Raw genomic sequence first — 18,369 nt, forward strand, 5'->3', positions numbered from 1 at the left:
ACTATTGAATTAACTGACCGGTAAGTTGAAGTAAATAAAATTCGGCGACTTTAGCAGTATATTGCGCATCATTATATTGCGCGGCCACATTAAGTAGGTTCTGCTGAGCTGTTCTGAACTCGATGGAGGTGACACGTCCCAGCTGAAACATTTCTTGTGTTTGTTCAAAGTTCAAACGAGCCTGTTCAAGGCTGCTTTCCTGTAAATCAACAATGCGACGCTTGTAAATATAGTCGGTGTAGGCATTGGATGCATCACGTTCTACTTGTGACTTTACCTGCATGGTACGTTCTTGCTGACTGATGTAATCAAGGCGTGCGTTTTTCTCGCGTGTGCGCTGCTGACGACCATTGAAAACATTAAAGTTTAACGATACGCCAACCTTTGGTCCTTGTGTTTGATTATATAATAGCTGCCCGGCATCATTATCAGTTCGGTTGTAACTATACTGACCATATGCCGAAAGTGTCGGGTATTTTTTAGCATCTGTAATTTTAACATCCAGATTGCTAATTTGCTCTTGTTGCTGTTGTGCTGATAAGTTAGCATTGTTCATTAAAGCATCAGCGATCACCACATCTGCTTTAAAATCATCCCGATAAGCGATGCTATTGTCAACTTCGTAAATATTTTGAATAGGCACCCCTAAAACCAGATTCAGGTTTTTGATGCTCTGAATAAATGTTTGCTCCGTCTGTAACACAATAGTACTATCGTTATTCATATCCACTTCGGCGTTCAGTACATCCAGCTGGTTGGCTTGTCCATAGGCTTTTTGGTCCATCGCTTTTTGATAGCGTTCGCGCGAAATACGCATCGACTCCTGCGCTAGATGCAGGTTCTGCTGTGCCCTGCAAACCTGGTAGTATTGCTCAGCCACCTGTACAATGGTTGATTCAGTCTGCTGACGGAAGACAGTTTCCTGTAGGTTATCGCTACTTTTTAGCTTTTTGTAGGTGTAAATATTACCAAAGCCATCAAACAAAGTATAATCAACTCGTGCTGCTGCATTGTAATTAGTCGAAGCAGCATTATCTTGCTCCTGTATTATGGTTACAGGGTTTCCGTCAGCATCCTGTGTGGCGATGTGAATCTCTGTATCATTACTCGAATAATCGGCACCTCCGCTAACACTCACTGAAGGTAATAGTCCGGCATTACCAATCGAATTATTATTTTTTGCTTTCTCGCGTTCGGCACTGGCAATTTTAATATCATAGTTATTAACCATGGCAATTTCAATGGCTTTTTGCAGTGTTAGTTGCGTGCTTGTATCGGGTACTGTTTGAGCCTGGGAGCTTATTACTCCCAGAAACAAAACAATTGTATATAGAATTCTAGTCTTCATATTCTTTAATGTATTTCATTTCTTTAATAGCTGGCTCAATCTCTTCACTGCTCACAGTTCTGTTATATGCAAATTGTTGCCATTTTACTTTACCCTTGTTGGCAATCAGCAACATTACCGGTAATAACACCAGCGTTGTTGTTGTGGCCATGGCCATACCATAACTTACCGAAATAGCCATAGGAATCAGGAAACGTGCCTGCAAGCTGGTTTCCAATAACATTGGCGCCATACCAGCAATAGTTGTTAGCGTAGTAAGTATAATCGGACGGAAACGCGACATGGCAGCTTCCATCAAGGCGTTTTCGTAGGTCATGCCTTCTTTTAGGTTGATGTTAAGCGCATTGATTAATACCAGCGAATCGTTAATCATCACCCCAATCAAAGCAATTACACCCATGCCCGACATCAAACTTAATGACATACCATGAATCCAGTGGCCCATAATGACACCCACCAAACTCAACGGAATCATCATGTAAACCAAAATGGACTGCGTGACAGAACGCAGGGTCAGAATCACGATGGCAAACATCAAAAGCAATATCACCGGCATGACTTTCGCCATGGAGTCACCAACCTTTTTACTTTCACGTTTTTGGCCGTCGTAGTTAGCTTTTACGCCGGGGTGTTTTTTATAAATAGGTTGAAGTATTTCCTTTTCAATCTTTTTAATCAAATCAGGTAACGAGGCTGTTGGATCGGTTTGATTGGCTTCAATCTGTACTTCACGGTCGAAATCGAGGTGCTGAATACTAGAGAAACCATTGACCAGCTTAAGCGTTACCAGTTCTGATAATGGGTAAGCGACACCATTGCCCAGGCGGATTTTCATATCTTCCAACTGACCTATATTCTGGCGGTTTTCTTCACTGTATTTAACCCATACTTTTACCTCGTCTTTACCCCGTTGTAAGCGCTGTGCTTCGTTACCCCAGAAGGCCTGACGGACCTGGCCAATCACACTTTGTAAGCTTAGGCCCAGGTGATGTGCTTTTTCTTTTAAAGAAATTTCAATTTCGCGATAACCGATCGGAGATTTATCAGATACATCGGTCACTTCGGGTAAGTTATTAAGGGCAAGCTTCAGTTCTTCTTTGGCGGCTCTTAACTCATCGTTATCATCGCCTAAGAGTGAAATAGCCAGTGCTTTACCAAAGGGATTAAATCCTTCGAACAATAAAGCTTCGGCCCCTGGTATATCGCCTACCTTTTCGCGCAGTCGGATGGTCACGTCGTCAGCGCTGGAGTTACGCGATTCACCATCGAGCAAAGTAATCTGAATGGTTGCACTACTACCGCTTCCCTGGAATTGTTGGAATGTTTGTTTGATAATATTGGCATTACCAGGTTGCAGCGATCGCATGTCTTCATTAACCTCCCAGATGGCTTTATTGATTTTGTCCAGCTGTTGCTGCGTCACCGATTCATCTGTTCCGGAAGGCATGGTTAAGCTCACAGTGATATTATCACCATCTACCTGAGGAAAGAAGGTGACATTAACCCATCGCGCTGATACCATGCCGATGGATATGATAAACATAGCCGTGAAAATGGCAAAGGTGATGGTTTTGTATTTGATGGCAAACTCCACAGCTGGTTTATAGGTGATGTCACGAATTTTCAATAAACCCGTTTCAGCCCATCCCATGTATTTCATCCAGGTGCTCTTGTAATCTTTCTTCAGTGCCTTGGAGTGGGCCACGTGAGCCGGAAGGATTATCAAACCTTCGATAAGCGACACAAACAAAATAGCCATTACCACAATGGAAATTTCTTTAAACATATCGCCCATACGCCCCTCAAGGAAAATAAAGGCTGAAAATGCCATCATGGTCGTTAACACGCCGGATAATACGGCAGGCGTTACTTCCAGTGTACCATCCACAGCTGCTTTAATAGGAGTTTTACCCATTTGCCAATGGCGGTATATGTTTTCGGCCACAACAATGGCATCATCTACGAGGATACCAAGTACCAGTATCAATCCAAATAGCGACAGCATGTTGATGGTAACACCTGTTCCTGGCACAAGAATAAACATACCCAACATGGAGAAGGGTATACCTACGGCTACCCAAAAGGCGATACGTGGATTCAGAAAGAGCGAAAGAAAAAGAAGAACCAGTACAATACCGATAATTCCATTTTTGCCTAATAGCTCAATACGCTGATCGAGCAAGTCACTCTGGTCGCGAATGACGGTGGCGGTTAATAAATCCTGGCGCTCATTAAATTCACCAATGTATTCTTTTACCGCATCTGTAGCTGTGACAATATCTTCAGAGAAGGTGTTGTTAATAGTGATAACCACGCCCTGTTGTCCGTTAAACAAAACTTCAGAGGGGGCATCGGCCCATTGGTCTTTAATCGTAGCCACATCTTTCAGGCGTATGATGCCACCTTCAGGGGTGTTACGAATCACTATGTTTTCAAGCCCTTCGCCATAGTATTCACGGTTGCGCACCCGGATAAAGAATTCTTCTTCACCATCTTTGATGCTACCACCTGTCATAAGCAGGTTGGTGCTTTTCACGGCGTTGGCAATTTCACTAAAGGTAATATCATACGATTCTAAGGCATCTTCTTTAAGTAAGATGGCAATTTCCTCATCCGGATACCCACCAATGGATATTTTTGAGATACCATCCATTCGGAGCAGGTCGTGTTCCATGTCGCGCGCTGTAGCTTTCAGCTGTTCCAGGCTCACGTTTTTACCTTCGTTAGGGGTGATCACATAGTTAATCGAGAAATTGACATCGTCATGTTTATAAGTTACCACCGATTCTATATCAACAGGAAAGGAGGCAATGCGCTCTACTTCGTTCTTCACCTTAATCAGCGCCTCGTCCATATCGGTTCCTTTTAGCATTTCAATGGTTACCGTACCACTGTTTTCGCGCGATACCGACGTGATGCGCTCCATACCTTCCAATCCTTTAACATTCTCTTCGATTTTCAGTATGGCACCTTCTTCTACTTCCTCAGGTGAGGCTCCGGGGTACACAATGTCAACGTAAATATAACGCTGCGGTACATTGGGGAAGAAGTTCTTTTGTATTTGTAGCAATGAAATAAAACCGAATATAGCAACCATGACCATTATAAGGTTCACTGCCACCGGGAATTTCATAAAATAGGCTATGATGTTTTTCATTTGTTTGTAGTTTATTAGTCAGTAATGAGTGGTGAGTAGTCAATTGTTGGCCAGAAGTCCAACAGGTAAACTTAAATCTGAATCATGTGCCAGTTGACTAACCATTAATCACCAACCATTAATCATTCACAATTAACCATTAATCATTAACTCGCACCGGCATACCATCATAAGCACTCTTAATGACTGTGGCCAATACGGCTGTTCCTTCGTCGAGGCTTTTGATGATTGCATAATCGCTTTGCTTGGTGATAACGGCTACCTGCACAAGCTTTAACTGGTTGTCTTCCACAATATAGATGCGGTTATTGTTATCCACCATCTTACGCGGAATGCGCATGGCATTTTCCAATGGCTTCTGGTCGATTTGAGCATTCAGATACATGCCTTCTTTCAGCTCACTGCCACTCACGCGGATAAACACTTTAACACTTTGCGATTGTTCATCAATATCTCCACTGATACGTACCACTTTACCCATCCACTGACCTCTGATATCGCTTGATTTGAGTACAGCTTCAGTGCCTACTTTAATTTGGTCCATATTAGCCAGCGGAATGGTTACCTCCAAATCGTAGCTGGCGGTGCTGATCATGGTTCCAAGCGCCGAACCAGAGCGAACAGCTTTACCGGCTTCGGCATCTACTGAGGTGACCACACCTGTAAATGGAGCACGGATGGTGTATTTTACAAACTTCTCTTCTCCTGATTTCACTGAGTAATATTTGCTTAGTATGCCTTTCCCCGATAAGTAGAATTGTTCCTGCTCACTTTTGGCCTCTGGGATGACAGGCAGTTTTTTATCCATCTCAATCGATGAGATATATTGACGCCAAAGCGGATACGAATCAGGATAATCTGATTTTAAATCGGGCAGTATGGATGTTGCCAAGGTGACAAACTCGCTTTTTTGTGCCAGCAGGTTCATTTTATATTCCTGGTGGTCAATCTCCAGCATAAGCTCTCCTTTGCGGTAGCTCTTGCCTTCTTTAAATTTTCGGGCCGAAGATAAAAGCTGACCATCAACCTGGGCAACTATTTCAAAGCGGTCAACTGCTCTAAGCTTACCGGTTCCCTGGTAATGGTTTTCAATGGTTTCCTTTTGGGGATAAACCACATTTACCAATAGGCCTTTGCTTGCTTCCAGCTCTTTTGCACTCTTTTCTTTCGATGCCGAAATAACCTTGTTAAATACTACTGCAGCAATGATAATGACAATAGCAATTAGTAACGATACTCCTTTTTTATTCATAACTATGGGTATAATATTGTTGTTTTTTTAGATTCAAGATAAAAGACATAAGATGCAAGTCGAAATGATTGATTCTTAGTTCTTAAAATTTTGGCAAATGTTGGTGTTATATTTATAAGGGCAAAACACGATGTAATGAACCCAGAAAAAAAACGGATGAAGTAGGGAATTGGTTGACGGGCGAAGTGGTTATTTGTTGAACTGATGAATCGAGAAACTGGAAAATTGAAAAACTGTTGATTCAATAACCTATTAACCTAATGATCTAATAACCTACCGACCTATTCACCTAATAACCTAATTGCCAAAAACACTTGGAACAATTTTTGTTTCGCGTAACTTTGTTGTATGCAAAAAGCAGCAATTGCTAACCTAAAAAGCAAAGCTATGAAACGACTCTTATCTTTAATCGCCTTAATAGGTGTTACTCTCTTGTCGACTGCTCAAATCGATCAGGATGATCCGTTTAAAAAAATGGACGAACAATATAAGGCCCGCATGGACAAAATGAATCAGGACTATGCGGCCAGAATGCAACGCATGCAGGAGGAGTACGATGCTCGTCTGAAAAAGATGAACCAGGCCTTTAAAAAATACCTGAAAAAAGGCTTTGAAGAAGTAGAGCAGACCGAAGAGAAAGTGAAACCGGTGGAAGTGCCAAAGCCTATTAAACAACCGGTGTATAAACCCGATAAGAACATTGAAGTAAAACCGGTTGATAAACTCGACCCGATAAAAGAGCCTGAGCGGGTAGATATACCGGAAAAACACGATCCGGTGGAAATTGAATTGCCTGAGCCTGTTAAGCCTGAGTTGGTGATTGCTGATGCAGCCGCATTTTCCATCTCGCCTATTTTTATGGTACCCGATGATGCTAAGGCTTACACTAAGTCATTAACCATTGATTTTTTCGGCAGCCCGGCTGAGCTGGTCGTGGATAAGCGCATGAGTGCCTTGACGATTAAAACGGTTAAGCCGACATCTTTTGCAGCCTATTGGGATGATTTTACGGGCACTTATTACCAGGTTTATTTGGAGTCTTTGCTGACATATGCCGAAGATAAAAACCTCAATGACTGGGGGATCTATCAACTGATTGATTTGACCTCAAAGCAATTACATACCACGGCCAATGGACGTACCATGTGGACCTGGGCCATGCTCAACCAGGCTGGTTACCAGGCTAAAATTGGTTATTCGGGCAGTGCAGTGCATCTGCTATTACCGTTTATGCAAGAAGTATATGAAAAGCCCTTCTACAACATCGATGGAACGAATTTTTACCTGATGAGTGGTCAAAAAAGTGTGAAAAATATAATGACCTATGCGGCCGATTTTGGAGGAGCCACCAAAAAGGTGGATTTGCACCTGCCATTTGCACTTAACTTCACCGACGAAAGTAATAGCATTACCCGGAAAACAACTTTGCCCAACGAATCACAGCCATTGGTATTGAACATGGATAAAACGGTGATGGCCTTTCTGGACAGTTATCCGCCAACCGTCAATACGGTGTATCTGAATGCAGCTATGTCGGCTAGTGTGAAGGAGGCTTTATACGAACATATTCAGCCCCGCATCGAAGGTAAGAGTGAGACGCAGGCGGTGACTTACCTGTTGAATTACCTGCACAATTCTTTTGAATATAAAACCGACCGCGATCAGTTTAACAGGGAAAAAATGTTCTTTCCCGATGAGATTTTCTATTATCCCTATTCCGATTGCGAAGACCGCACTGTATTGTTTACGCGGTTGGTCAATGAACTCCTGGGCCTCGATGCCATTGCTATCACCTATTTTAGCCATATGGCGGCCGCTGTTTCTTTTTCCACATCTATTGAGGGCTACTCGTTTTTGGTGGATGGACGCCGTTATACCATTACCGACCCTACTTACATTAATGCCCCAATCGGTTCGGTGATGCCCGATTACGAAGGCTATACACCAATGGCCATTAAGATTAATAACGACAGCCGCCTGAATAATATCTGGCAAACGATTGCCCGCTCGTTAGAGAAAGGTAACGAGGGGCATATGTTTATTGCCGATCGCACGGTGGCTGAGAATGGCAAAATGATGGTGACCGGTTGGTTTACCGGCGATATTACTATTGGTAGAAGTCGATATACAGCCTTTGGAGGGACGCGTGATTTATGGTTTGCTACCTTCGGGCAGGATGGCACCTTAGAGTGGTTCACACCTGTTAATTGTAGCAACAATGGTTTTACACAGGCTTTTAATGCCGGCAGAGAAGGTAATATATATGCTTTGATTAACTACAATGGTTCGGTTAGTATGAATAATCGTCGCCTGGCACAGAGTCAACAAACGGCTCATTTGGTATTAGGACTATCGAGCCGGGCACAACCTATATTAAACGAAACCATTGATTTTGAGGTACCCGAGGGTAAAAAGCTGGCTTTCTATGGCAAGTACAAAGCCGATGGCACAAAGATAGATTTACTATCATTCCCGACCGACAAAGTGAACTTTGAGCCTAAAATAACCATCGATTCAAAAAACGAAGTGGTGGTTCGCGGTGTAGTGGGTGAGATTGAAGGTTTAACCAAGGAAGTGCCCATCATTTTGTCGAGTGCCGATTTTAGTGCCGAAGCACAAATAGAGTCTTACATGAAAGCCTATGAACAGCAGCGCATGAACCGCCATATGGTCGCTTTGTTCTCTACGCTTAAGCTATTATCACAAAATGGCGGACGCATATCCGGTATCACCGTTCGTAACCTGATGAATAAGCATAACCCGGACTTTTATAAGGAAAATCCCGATGTGTATAAAAGCTTGCTAAGCATGCAGTTTGTGATTAACGATGGGGGCGTGGTAAAGGTCGAAACCTACAAAGGGCGCAGTGTGCCTCTTTTCTCAATGAAGATTAAGAACAATAGTAACCTGCAAATCATTAAGCCAGACGAGGATTCGTATCAAATCAAGTTTCTGAATGGGGTTGAAGTGGGTAAAGCCATTGTGTGGTACAACTTAAATTCCATTACCCTGGCATCCGATGGTGAGATGGTGTTTGACTACGATACCGACCACACACGTCGTGCAGTTAATATTGATGAGGTGATTAATTAAAGAAATTTGACTCCCGCAGATGACGCAGATAGTCGCAGGCTCAGCGTTTATCAGCGTCATCTGTGAGGAACTATTTTTAGAGCGTGGGCCAGTCAAAAAGGCGGGCCGGCGATGGACTGTGGGATGAAGCATCTTTTTGACTAGACTTTTTTGTTTACTTTTTGTGGCAATGACAAAAAGTGAAAGCCCATCCGGCTAGAGGATTACAACATAGAAGGTTAATACATTTTTTTTATTGGGTAAGTAGGTATCTACCGACCTCTAACTATTTTTTAGCTTCTCTCACATACCCATATATTTCTGGAAAACAGTTTGCCTTTCTTTTCTACATTGCACATATCAAGCAGGTGCAGATCGGCTTGTTGTATAATCGGGCTTATATCTGATGTAGACACAATGACCAGTCGATGGGCTAGTTGAGCGGCCGAACGGATAATATGCAAAGCATTATCGTCGTCGGAGTGGCTAAACAGGTTGTAGGGCAAGTCAACAATGGCGGCATCGTAGTTGCTTGTGTGGTCGTTTAAATCGGTTCGCACCACATTGGCCTCGTAGCCATAGTGCGCCAGGTTTTTGCGGGTGGCCACACAGGCTTTCCAGTGGATGTCGCAGCCCTCAATGTCAAATCCGGCAATGCAGGCTTCCAGCATCACCGTGCCTACGCCGCAGCCAGCGTCTAACAAGCGCTTGTAGGTATCGCCTTTAGAGGCCAGACTCACCAGTACCTTGGCAATATCCATGTTAATGGCACTGCTAAACGATTCGGGTTTGTTCTTGTGCTTAAACCAGTCGGTGTTGTGCTTACGCAACATCCCAAAATACCAGGTGTTCTTATAAAAGCAGATGGAGTAGATGATAAGCGGGTTAGTATAATCGGGGTCGCCCTCAATGGCATAACCAATGTCTTTTAGTTTGCTCAGGCGCTCGCGATAAGGAGTGGTGTCGCCCGGTAGCACCAGGTATTCGGCTTTAAACCCATCCTGATGTATCGCTAGTTGCTTCACTTGTTCCAGCAATTCGTCGTAGGTGCCTGCCGACGCTATTGTCTCAAATCGGTTTTTGATAAAAGGACTGATATTCGGGTCAACTTTAATATCAGTAAACAACAGCTTGCCGGGAGCTTCCTCACCAAACAATTGTCTTGTTTCCAATTGGCACAGAGGCGCGTTGTGCGTGTCGTATTTAAACGTATAGATATAGGCCATGTGCTGCGTTCGCTCTTGTTATACTTATTTTAAGCTGACAAAGGAACGAAAATTAGTTGATAAGATGATAGTTTGTACTTTAATCTATCACACAGGCTGCTGGACGAGTTTTTTCGTATGCTTTGTTGTTTAAAATATTACGCAAATAGATTTGTGCGAAAGCTGGGTTGTCGGCAACACCGCGTTCAGACTTTGGTTTTTAACCAGCCAGAACGCTTAGTTATTGTCGCACGTAATTTTTTAGAGGCCGTCTTCTCTTTCTGAAATCCAATCTTTATATCTTAATTTCAACTTGTCACGGCTCACTGTTGAGTCCATAATAATGTCTATTCCACCGTCATATGGAGCAACTATACAATGCTTCGCTGGACAAATGAACATAGCATGGAATTCATCGTCCGCAATTGCTCTTAACATTTCATTTTTGTTGTCCGACTGCCATTTTTCAACTCTTATAAAGATGTCAAAGTACATTTCGTCTTCATATTCTTCTGGTCGTTCTTTCGTCAGGTTTATAGTCAAGGCCTTATTAAACTCCCCAAAGTCTGTTTGGTCCGTAGGTTTGTCGTTTGTTAAGTGGTTAGAATAAAGTCCATAAACTATTACAAACTCAGTTTTTTCGCCAATTAAATCTTCAATTAGTTGATTTTGCCTGTCAAGTATGATTTTATATTCATCTTCAGTTTCTGCATACCTTTTAGATTCTGGAAGACTGTGAATTCTGAACCAACGATTTTCATATATCCATTTAAGCTCGTGTCTGATTGGAAACGAGTTCGGATATTCTTTTTGCCAAAACCTTATGAATTCTGCGTCTTTCATTTTTTTTATGCACTACAACTAGCCTATATAAAGCCCTATGCTGCCGCACGAGTCCTCTCGTGTGGTTTGTTGTTTAGAATATCACGCGAAAGGATTCGCGCGATAGCGGTGTTATCGATTTCTGAGCATTCGAAATCAGAAACAATTCTGATAATATTATTATAATTAAAACTCTCATGGTTTGGTTTTGTCTTATGCTGTACCCCTAGGCTGCCGCGCGAGTCCTCTCGTGTAGTTTGTTATTTAGAATATCACGCGAAAAGATTCGCGCGATAGCGGTGGTTTGTAATTTAAAATGTCATGCTAAAGGATTCACACGATAGGGGGGTATTGGCTATAATGTTCTATTCAATCTTTAATTCCTGTTTAACTTTTAGTTGTTTTTTACATCCAGGACATGTGCCACATGCAATATTCGAAATGTGACAGGAGTGAGCAAGTAAAAGCAGTTCATGAGGAACATTATACTTTAGGACTAGTTCGTGTGTTTGATATTGTAAAGTTTCGCACTTAACTTTTATACTTCCTTCTTGGTAAATTGAAAGAGCATTAATCATTTTATAAAATTCATAAGTTCCATCTTTGTGGAAAGAATCGTTTTTTACGGACGCTAAATGTATTTCATTGACTTGGTCCTTAATGGCTTGCATTAAGCTTAAGGTTATTAAAAGTTGATTTCTAAAGGGCCACCATTCTTTGGACGGAGCAATAGTATGTGCTTTTTGGTTGATGAGTAACCCACTTCCTAAGTCACTACAATCAATATCAATTTGTTTATGATTTATATTTAGAATTTTGCAAACTTTTTCTGATATAAGAAGTTCCCTTTTAGCACATGCTTGCCCATAATTGATAGTATATGCAAAATCTGGCTTTAGGTAGTATGTTAAGGCAATTGAGTCCATGCCTCCTGATAGTAAGACTGCTTTTTTCATAGACTCCAAATTGTATTATAGATTGCACTTGTTAAATCTTCAAATGAAGTATAATCGCCAGCTTTCAGCATAAGAAGTGAATCATTACTTTCAGTTTTGTTATATCCAATTATTTTTTTCCCTTTAGCCATAGCATACCCTAATTCTATTAATGTTCCAGAATCTAATCCGTCAACGATAGCAAAAATAATATCCGCTTTTTCAATGCCTTCTAAATCTTCAGTTGCGATTTCTTTATTATTGCCAATTCCAACATCATGATATGGTGAGAAAACATTAATGTTCATATTTAAAAATACATCTCTAATTTTATCTATTAATAATAAGTCTGATAGAGTAAATATAGGACCAGCTAGATAAATAGTTTTATTAGAGAGGACTGTCTGATTTATGAATAAGGGAATAAGCTCTTCTTTATCGTTGAATAAATTGCATACTGACGCCGAATTACAGTAATGAGCAGTTGTTAGTGATGCCTTATAAAGACACGTTTCAATATTTAATTCCTTAACAAACCAGTGGTAAGCAAATGTAGTGGTAAAGATATCTCCTGAACCAATTTTGAATACGTTCTTTGTTTTAAAAACGGGTGCAGTTTTGACAAGTTTTTTATCCTTGTATAGTTCGACACCAAACGGGCCATCTTTGATAATTAATGCGTATACATTTTCCTTGTCAAAGAAAAAATCAAGAATGCTTTTGATATTATTTTCCTCCGATATAGCCTTAGCTTCAGCTCGATTGACTATATAAATAACCTGCTTTGCGCTGCATTTTGAGGAGAACTTTGTGGGGTTATATGTGTTTTGAGGATCATATACAACTTTATTTGCCTTTCCAGATACTTCCGCATCAAGCATGCCAAAAATGATGTAGTTATCCTCAGATAGATTAATTGTTGGTTTTGTTTTAAAACTATCAACAGGCGGATGGATATCTGGATTTTCAAGAAGAAATCCATACTTAAATTCAACTAAATGATTAGTCTCTATTATTTCATATGAAATGTTAGGATATACATTTTTGTAGTTTTCTAATAAATTTTGGACTGTTTTATTTCCTACAGTTTTGTATGAAACCTTTGCTGTTGAACTTTCCAATATCAATTGTACAGCTCGTAATCCAGAACCGTATATTTCATCATGAGGAGGTTCAATACTATATTCTTTGTATGTTCCTCCAACTATGCTTAGTTTATTCATTTCCTGAATTATATATTTTTACTTTACATGTGTAATCATTCAATTGAATGATTTTTGCTGAATAAATATTACCCTGTGCAATACATTCTTTTAATTTTTCTGTATGTTCATGTATTACACTTCCTAAAATTTCACCGTTATTGTTTTCAACAACGATATTATTAGAGAGAATACTTATTGTTAATATTTCTCCAACATTATGTTGGGCCAATACTGTATAATCAGGTGATGCTAAATTTGTAACTATTGTACCTTTGTCACATTCGTAATCACTACTGTAGGTTGGTACATAACCTCTTGATGAACCACTCATTTAAATTATTTTTTGGAGTTATTGTTTTCTTTTGAATTTGACCCTTCAAATAATGGAGAACTTTTTTTGTAAGGGACACGACTTGATGGAACTATTATTGAAGCTGGTGCTACATGTACGTCTTGATCGTCAAAAAATATGTGTGCATTAAAAGCTTCTAATACTTTGTCTTTGGATACACCACCAAGAAAAAAAGCTTCATCAACAGACACGCCCCAACCTCGTAGTGTTTTAATGACTCTAACATTAGAAGGGTAGTCTCTGGCAGTGACGATTGCAATTCTAATTAAGTTTCGATCTAACCCTCTTTGAATTTTTGAGAGTAACTTGATAAATTTTGCGAAAGGCCCTTCTTGAAGTGGAATATCTTCATTTTTCGATTCATTTTCATGGAATTGTTTTAGCCCATCTTTTTTATAAATATATTCAGATGCATCTGAGAAAATTACAGCGTCAGCATCGAAAGCAATTCTTAATACTTGATTGTCAGGTTTGAAGTTGGTTGGGGGTGAGTATATTAATGCTGCCGCACATTTGCCTGAATCAATAATGTCTTGTATGTCAGAATCGGATTTAGACAGAAAGAGGTCAACATCGAATGCTTCAATATAATTTGCTAGCGAAACGCTAGAGGTGAATGCAGATCTGGTAATTGATAAGTCGTAATGCTTTATAGAATTAAGAATTCTTAGTCCTGTGTCTGGAGAATTTCTTGACATGATAACAACCTCAATTAACTTTCGGTCTTTTTTTGTTTGATTTAGTTTAAGCAAAGACTCTATAAGGTGGAATGCAGTTCCTTTTTCTAATGGAATGTCTTCATGTTCAACTTGATATTTCATGTATTCCTCAAGTCCTTGTTCTTCATAAATTTTGTTTTCTTTTTCTAAATCGAACAAAGCTCTTGAAGAGATGCCAATTACAAGAGTGTTTTTTAAATCGAAAGGCATATATGTAAAATTATAATTTCAACAACTAAATTACCTAATTGAAAATTTTTATAATTAGTTATAACCCATAAGTTATCAACATGGTAATAAACAAACTCCCCTTTCCACACCCAAAGGGGAGTTATTGGTTTAATCCTCTACTGTCACTTCCTCGTCGTGGGGTTTACCCGCTTTAAGGTCAACAATAATGCGTGCTGCCAGGTAAGTGTTGTAAACCTTCGGCTGTGCCATTTCGAGCATCACCATTAGTTTATCAATCTTGTTTTTCAGCAGGTCGTCGGCCTGCTCAAACAGCTCTTTTAACTCAGCCGTAGCCTGCGAGCGGGTCACAATCTCGCCACGTGGCGATGCTATTAGGGCTGCAAAGTCGTCAATCTCCTTCTTCAGGTTCTCAACAGCTTCAGCCGTCACACCATAATCACCCAGCTTATCCACAAGCGTAATAGCCAGTTCATAAATATTCATACAAGCTGTTTTCAGCTTCTTGTCTGTCATGCCTTTCAATTTCGATGGTGTTACCATCACCTTCGATTTCAGGTCGGGCATATTATTGCTGTGCGCATACACATAAATAGCAGCCGCCACTTGTATAGTGGCCTGTATCATCTCGGCCTCTTCTTTAAGCTTTAGCTTACTATTGGCCGACGAGTAACTCATCTGCACCTGGTGGGTCGCATCAATTTTCGATAGTAAATTATCAAATTCGCTTATACTATCAGCCAAAGCAGGTATAGTGCTTAGCTCAGTATTAAACGTTTTAAAAACATTGTTGGTAGCCATGTACATGGCCATCTTGTTGTTTTGCGTTGAATTCATTTAGTTGCGGTTTAAATTAAAAATTATAATCCTCAAGGTGATTCTCTGTGTGTGAAGAAACACCCATCCACTTAGTTAATAGCAGAAAACGAAAATCGTAACATCATAAAATTGCTTATTTGTACTATTACCTGACGAACGTTTGATTATTTATGATTAAGATGGTGGAATCTTTGATGAAAACTCCAGTCTTAGTTTACATAAGTTGGTGTGGTAAAGAGCTTGTGCTACCATCGATAGCGATTTATCAAGTGCAGAGATTCAACTATTAACGGTAGATGGCGATTTAGAAAACTCAGATGACAATTTGGTAACCTCAAATGTTGATTTATCGAACTGAAATAGGGATTTGGCTGGTTCGGGTATTCATTTATCGATTTTAGATGCCGATTTAGAAACATCAGATGGCAATTTGGCAATCTCAAATGGTGATTTATCGAACTGAAATAGGGTTTTGGCTGGTTCGTGTATTCATTTATCGCCTTTAGATGGCGATTTAGAAAACTCACATGGCAATTTGGTAACCTCAAATGGTGATTTATCGAACTGAAATAGGGATTTGGCTGGTTCGTGTATTCATTTATCGACCGTAGATGCCGATTTAGAAACATCATATGGCAATTTGGCAACCTCAAATGGTAATTTATCGAACTGTAATAGGGATTTGGCTGGTTCGTGTATTCATTTATCGCCTTTAGATGCCGATTTAGAAACATCAGATGGCAATTTGGTAACCTCAAATGGTGATTTATCGAACTGAAATAGGGGTTTGGCCGGTTCGGGTATTCATTTATCGCCTTTAGATAGCGATTTAGAAACATCAGATGGCAATTTGGCGCTAGCAGATGTTGTTTTAGTAACGCTTGATGTCAATTGGGCAAGCACAATTGCCTGATTAATTCTCACAGATGGTATAAAAGTCATTACAACTGTTGATTTTATAACAGACGATTGTAGTTTGCGCGTTGTCGAATATGATTCTATAAGTATTTTTTAAACCCTGGTTGGTGCCTTATGAATGCCCAAGATGCCACGCGAGTTCTCGCGTGTGGTTTATTAATTTAAAATGGCATGCGAAAGAATTCGTACGATAGCTGTGATAATTTACACCGAGCAATCATGATTAGCTGAGTGGGGTAGACTTGTAAATGGTTTATTTTATTATTTCAAATATTCTTTCTGTACTAATTGCGTCCCATTTTAACTGGTCATTATACCATACCTCTGTTACAATTATATTAGAATTACTCTTGTCGATTTTAGTTCTTATTATATCGAAATCTGAATCAGAGAATTGAATCATCGTCTCTGAATAATCGGCAACCGTTATTGTTGTACTTGGAAATACGACCAGGTATTTGATGTTTTCTCGTTCTTCGGTTTTTAGTCCTTTAGGATAATCCAGGTTTCCTTCATAATATTCAATCCACTCGTCGTTCACTTTGTGAAACAAGCTTATTTCAGAAGTATTGATTCCGTTTTCAACCTCTAACAAATTTTCGCCCGTCTCATTTAAATACTTTATGGTTATTCCAACGTCAACAACAGAGCAACAATCGTTGTTGTGTGAGCAGCTCGGTAATGCAATTGCTAGAATCAACAGCGCAAATATTGTTTTCATGGTTGCCTATATTAAGAAGTTATGTTGTAATACATTAGACTGTTAAGTTAATGAATCACTCGGAAGATTCAAAGCCTGGTTTTCAACCAACTAGGGCGCTTAGTTATTGTGTGCTGCTTTTTTATTTTCTATTTCCCTATTTATTTTGTCGACAAAAGTTCTCCTAAATTTCTTTATTTGTTTTCTGTTCTCTAAATACCAGAAATCCTTATTTATTAGTCTGAAGTCTGACGGCAAATTATCCTTACCCAAACTATGAAATGCAAATGTTGTAATAGTTGTATCAAAGTCAGGTCTTGTCCAAGTTCTCACAGTCTCCTTAGTGTCTGGATAATAAAGATTAATGTGCAGCCAATAGTCATAATGATAGTTGTTATAGTTCTTTTCTGGCAATGGCGTTAGTGAATCAATTTTAAGTTTGTCCAAATATTCCTGCATTTCTCTCGAATGCCATTTATATCCAGTGTCTCGTTCTGAGATAAATTTTATGTGTTTAGGAGGTTGAAAGTTTGGGTTGTTCTTATTCAGTGTTTTTATAGCATCAATGACTTCAGCTTCACTTGCATTTATTTTCCAATATTCTACATAAGGGTAACTCCCCGCAAATCCACCTATTTTTCTTCTAAAAAACTCTTCACATCCCCAGAGAAGAAGAAAACTTACAAGTGAAATAAGTATGTATTTTATTGATTTTCTTTTCATGTCTAGACGTAGGTTATAGTTTGGGCTTGTTGTGTGCTGATTTTTATTCTTCCAAATTAAAATGTCTTAATAATCTATTAGCTACTTCAGTCCCTAATTCATCAACTCCTTGTTGTTTTCTATCTATGGAAAAAGAAATATCTGTTTCAATCATTTTTTTTGAGTCGGGTTGAATTTGAGTCATATTTAACCTAAAACAAAGAGGAATTTTGCTTTCAAATGTATTAAGTTTCACATAGGCTTTGTCAAGTTTTGCTAACTTTAAGCATAAAGTATTTACATCAATCGACGTGTCATTAGGGAAAGGAATCGGTTTAGTTTTTATTCCTTTAACTTTTAAATTATCATCTATTTTACTTGCTACAATTAATAATACTTTTGTGTCATCTGACGTACCTGTCGTGTCAATTAGAAATACAATTTCCATTTTTTCAAACTTAGCTTTGCTTTTCCAAGGTTTGAAATAATGAGCATTTTGTCCAAAGATATTTATTGTCAATCCCAAAAGAAATATTATCAAAATATGTTTTGTTCTCATCTAAAACTTTTCCTCTTTAGTTAATGGTTTGTCTTGCTAAATTTGCACACAACTAACCCATATAAAGCACTATGCTTTATATCTCTTTTATATTCATGATCTAAATTAACAAAATACCTTTTTCTTTATTCGTTGATAGAGCATAAGTTATCAACACACTAATTAACAAACTCCCCTGGCTGTAGCACGTGTTCTCTTGTGTGGTTTGTTGGCTTTGGTTTAATGTTTGGCTTATGCACACAAGCGTGTGTTATTGGCTACTATGCTTCATAAAACGAAACGGAGTATATGCGGTGTTAAAAAGGCAGCCATGCTTTTTTTGTGATGTGCTGATTCGGCTCTCAGTTGCTAATTAAATGTTCAGCCATGTGCTTGTTCAATATTAAAGTGAGCCTTAGGCCTGATTGCTTCGGAA

At 39.5% G+C, this 18,369-nt stretch carries 15 protein-coding genes; 2 read left to right on the forward strand and 13 right to left on the reverse strand.

Going from position 1 to position 18,369, the window contains the following annotated elements; all coding sequences use genetic code 11:
* Position 1 precedes the first annotated feature (1 nt).
* From J1N10_RS15800 to J1N10_RS15810, 3 genes are all read right to left on the reverse strand, one after another.
* The gene (locus J1N10_RS15800) at positions 2-1,348 is read right to left on the reverse strand and encodes a TolC family protein (RefSeq protein WP_262327701.1); all 1,347 of its coding nucleotides are present in this window, start codon (positions 1,346-1,348) and stop codon (positions 2-4) included.
* Positions 1,338-4,505 carry an efflux RND transporter permease subunit gene (locus tag J1N10_RS15805; protein ID WP_262327702.1) on the reverse strand — a complete coding sequence of 1,056 codons (3,168 nt, stop codon included), beginning with the start codon at positions 4,503-4,505 and terminating at the stop codon, positions 1,338-1,340. The genes J1N10_RS15800 and J1N10_RS15805 overlap by 11 nt, the downstream gene beginning before the upstream one ends.
* Before the next feature lie 139 nt (positions 4,506-4,644).
* Positions 4,645-5,757, reverse strand: a complete 1,113-nt coding sequence (locus J1N10_RS15810) for an efflux RND transporter periplasmic adaptor subunit (RefSeq protein ID WP_262327703.1) — start codon at positions 5,755-5,757, stop codon at positions 4,645-4,647.
* A 387-nt stretch (positions 5,758-6,144) separates the two neighbouring features.
* On the opposite strand from J1N10_RS15810, the gene J1N10_RS15815 reads away from it, so the two are divergent.
* Positions 6,145-8,850 carry a hypothetical protein gene (locus J1N10_RS15815; RefSeq protein WP_262327704.1) on the forward strand — a complete coding sequence of 902 codons (2,706 nt, stop codon included), beginning with the start codon at positions 6,145-6,147 and terminating at the stop codon, positions 8,848-8,850.
* A gap of 272 nt (positions 8,851-9,122) precedes the next feature.
* Here J1N10_RS15815 and J1N10_RS15820 read toward each other — a convergent pair whose 3' ends face one another.
* The 7 genes from J1N10_RS15820 to J1N10_RS15850 form a co-directional block, all read right to left on the reverse strand.
* On the reverse strand, positions 9,123-10,055 hold the full coding sequence (locus tag J1N10_RS15820) for a TRM11 family SAM-dependent methyltransferase (protein ID WP_262327705.1): 933 nt from the start codon (positions 10,053-10,055) through the stop codon (positions 9,123-9,125).
* A 240-nt stretch (positions 10,056-10,295) separates the two neighbouring features.
* Positions 10,296-10,877 carry a DUF3885 domain-containing protein gene (locus J1N10_RS15825; RefSeq protein ID WP_262327706.1) on the reverse strand — a complete coding sequence of 194 codons (582 nt, stop codon included), beginning with the start codon at positions 10,875-10,877 and terminating at the stop codon, positions 10,296-10,298.
* A 344-nt stretch (positions 10,878-11,221) separates the two neighbouring features.
* Entirely contained in the window at positions 11,222-11,812 is a 591-nt protein-coding gene (locus J1N10_RS15830; RefSeq protein WP_262327707.1) for a 7-cyano-7-deazaguanine synthase, read from the reverse strand.
* Entirely contained in the window at positions 11,809-13,014 is a 1,206-nt protein-coding gene (locus J1N10_RS15835) for a PfkB family carbohydrate kinase (protein WP_262327708.1), read from the reverse strand. The genes J1N10_RS15830 and J1N10_RS15835 overlap by 4 nt, the downstream gene beginning before the upstream one ends.
* A complete protein-coding gene (locus J1N10_RS15840; RefSeq protein ID WP_262327709.1) occupies positions 13,007-13,327 on the reverse strand; it encodes a hypothetical protein in 321 nt (106 codons plus the stop codon). The genes J1N10_RS15835 and J1N10_RS15840 overlap by 8 nt, the downstream gene beginning before the upstream one ends.
* 5 nt (positions 13,328-13,332) lie before the next feature.
* Positions 13,333-14,277, reverse strand: coding sequence for a 5'-nucleotidase (locus J1N10_RS15845; protein ID WP_262327710.1), 945 nt, complete (start codon positions 14,275-14,277; stop codon positions 13,333-13,335).
* Between the two features lie 129 nt (positions 14,278-14,406).
* Positions 14,407-15,093: a hypothetical protein gene (locus J1N10_RS15850; RefSeq protein ID WP_262327711.1), complete on the reverse strand. Its 687-nt coding sequence runs from the start codon at positions 15,091-15,093 to the stop codon at positions 14,407-14,409.
* Positions 15,094-15,652: 559 nt separating this feature from the next.
* Between J1N10_RS15850 and J1N10_RS15855 the strand changes: the two genes are divergently transcribed.
* The gene (locus J1N10_RS15855; protein ID WP_262327712.1) at positions 15,653-15,853 is read left to right on the forward strand and encodes a hypothetical protein; all 201 of its coding nucleotides are present in this window, start codon (positions 15,653-15,655) and stop codon (positions 15,851-15,853) included.
* Positions 15,854-16,246: 393 nt separating this feature from the next.
* Here the strand turns inward: J1N10_RS15855 and J1N10_RS15860 are convergent, their stop codons facing one another.
* The 3 genes from J1N10_RS15860 to J1N10_RS15870 all read right to left on the reverse strand — a co-directional run bounded on the left by J1N10_RS15860 (position 16,247) and on the right by J1N10_RS15870 (position 17,954).
* Positions 16,247-16,714 carry a hypothetical protein gene (locus tag J1N10_RS15860; RefSeq protein WP_262327713.1) on the reverse strand — a complete coding sequence of 156 codons (468 nt, stop codon included), beginning with the start codon at positions 16,712-16,714 and terminating at the stop codon, positions 16,247-16,249.
* Between the two features lie 99 nt (positions 16,715-16,813).
* Entirely contained in the window at positions 16,814-17,416 is a 603-nt protein-coding gene (locus J1N10_RS15865) for a hypothetical protein (RefSeq protein WP_262327714.1), read from the reverse strand.
* Positions 17,417-17,459: 43 nt separating this feature from the next.
* Entirely contained in the window at positions 17,460-17,954 is a 495-nt protein-coding gene (locus tag J1N10_RS15870; RefSeq protein ID WP_262327715.1) for a hypothetical protein, read from the reverse strand.
* Positions 17,955-18,369: the final 415 nt, after the last annotated feature.

It is taken from the genome of Carboxylicivirga litoralis (genome assembly GCF_025499605.1).
Classification (GTDB): domain Bacteria; phylum Bacteroidota; class Bacteroidia; order Bacteroidales; family Marinilabiliaceae; genus Carboxylicivirga; species Carboxylicivirga litoralis.

Bases quoted from the DNA above. Each gene is read 5' to 3' on its own strand.
- J1N10_RS15820 (WP_262327705.1), bottom strand. From the start codon at position 10,055: ATGGCCTATATCTATACGTTTAAATACGACACGCACAACGCGCCTCTG.
- J1N10_RS15830 (WP_262327707.1), bottom strand. From the start codon at position 11,812: ATGAAAAAAGCAGTCTTACTATCAGGAGGCATGGACTCAATTGCCTTA.
- J1N10_RS15800 (WP_262327701.1), bottom strand. From the start codon at position 1,348: ATGAAGACTAGAATTCTATATACAATTGTTTTGTTTCTGGGAGTAATA.
- J1N10_RS15810 (WP_262327703.1), bottom strand. From the start codon at position 5,757: ATGAATAAAAAAGGAGTATCGTTACTAATTGCTATTGTCATTATCATT.
- J1N10_RS15815 (WP_262327704.1), top strand. From the start codon at position 6,145: ATGAAACGACTCTTATCTTTAATCGCCTTAATAGGTGTTACTCTCTTG.
- J1N10_RS15865 (WP_262327714.1), bottom strand. From the start codon at position 17,416: ATGAAAAGAAAATCAATAAAATACATACTTATTTCACTTGTAAGTTTT.
- J1N10_RS15850 (WP_262327711.1), bottom strand. From the start codon at position 15,093: ATGAATTCAACGCAAAACAACAAGATGGCCATGTACATGGCTACCAAC.
- J1N10_RS15825 (WP_262327706.1), bottom strand. From the start codon at position 10,877: ATGAAAGACGCAGAATTCATAAGGTTTTGGCAAAAAGAATATCCGAAC.
- J1N10_RS15835 (WP_262327708.1), bottom strand. From the start codon at position 13,014: ATGAATAAACTAAGCATAGTTGGAGGAACATACAAAGAATATAGTATT.
- J1N10_RS15860 (WP_262327713.1), bottom strand. From the start codon at position 16,714: ATGAAAACAATATTTGCGCTGTTGATTCTAGCAATTGCATTACCGAGC.
- J1N10_RS15845 (WP_262327710.1), bottom strand. From the start codon at position 14,277: ATGCCTTTCGATTTAAAAAACACTCTTGTAATTGGCATCTCTTCAAGA.
- J1N10_RS15870 (WP_262327715.1), bottom strand. From the start codon at position 17,954: ATGAGAACAAAACATATTTTGATAATATTTCTTTTGGGATTGACAATA.
- J1N10_RS15805 (WP_262327702.1), bottom strand. From the start codon at position 4,505: ATGAAAAACATCATAGCCTATTTTATGAAATTCCCGGTGGCAGTGAAC.
- J1N10_RS15840 (WP_262327709.1), bottom strand. From the start codon at position 13,327: ATGAGTGGTTCATCAAGAGGTTATGTACCAACCTACAGTAGTGATTAC.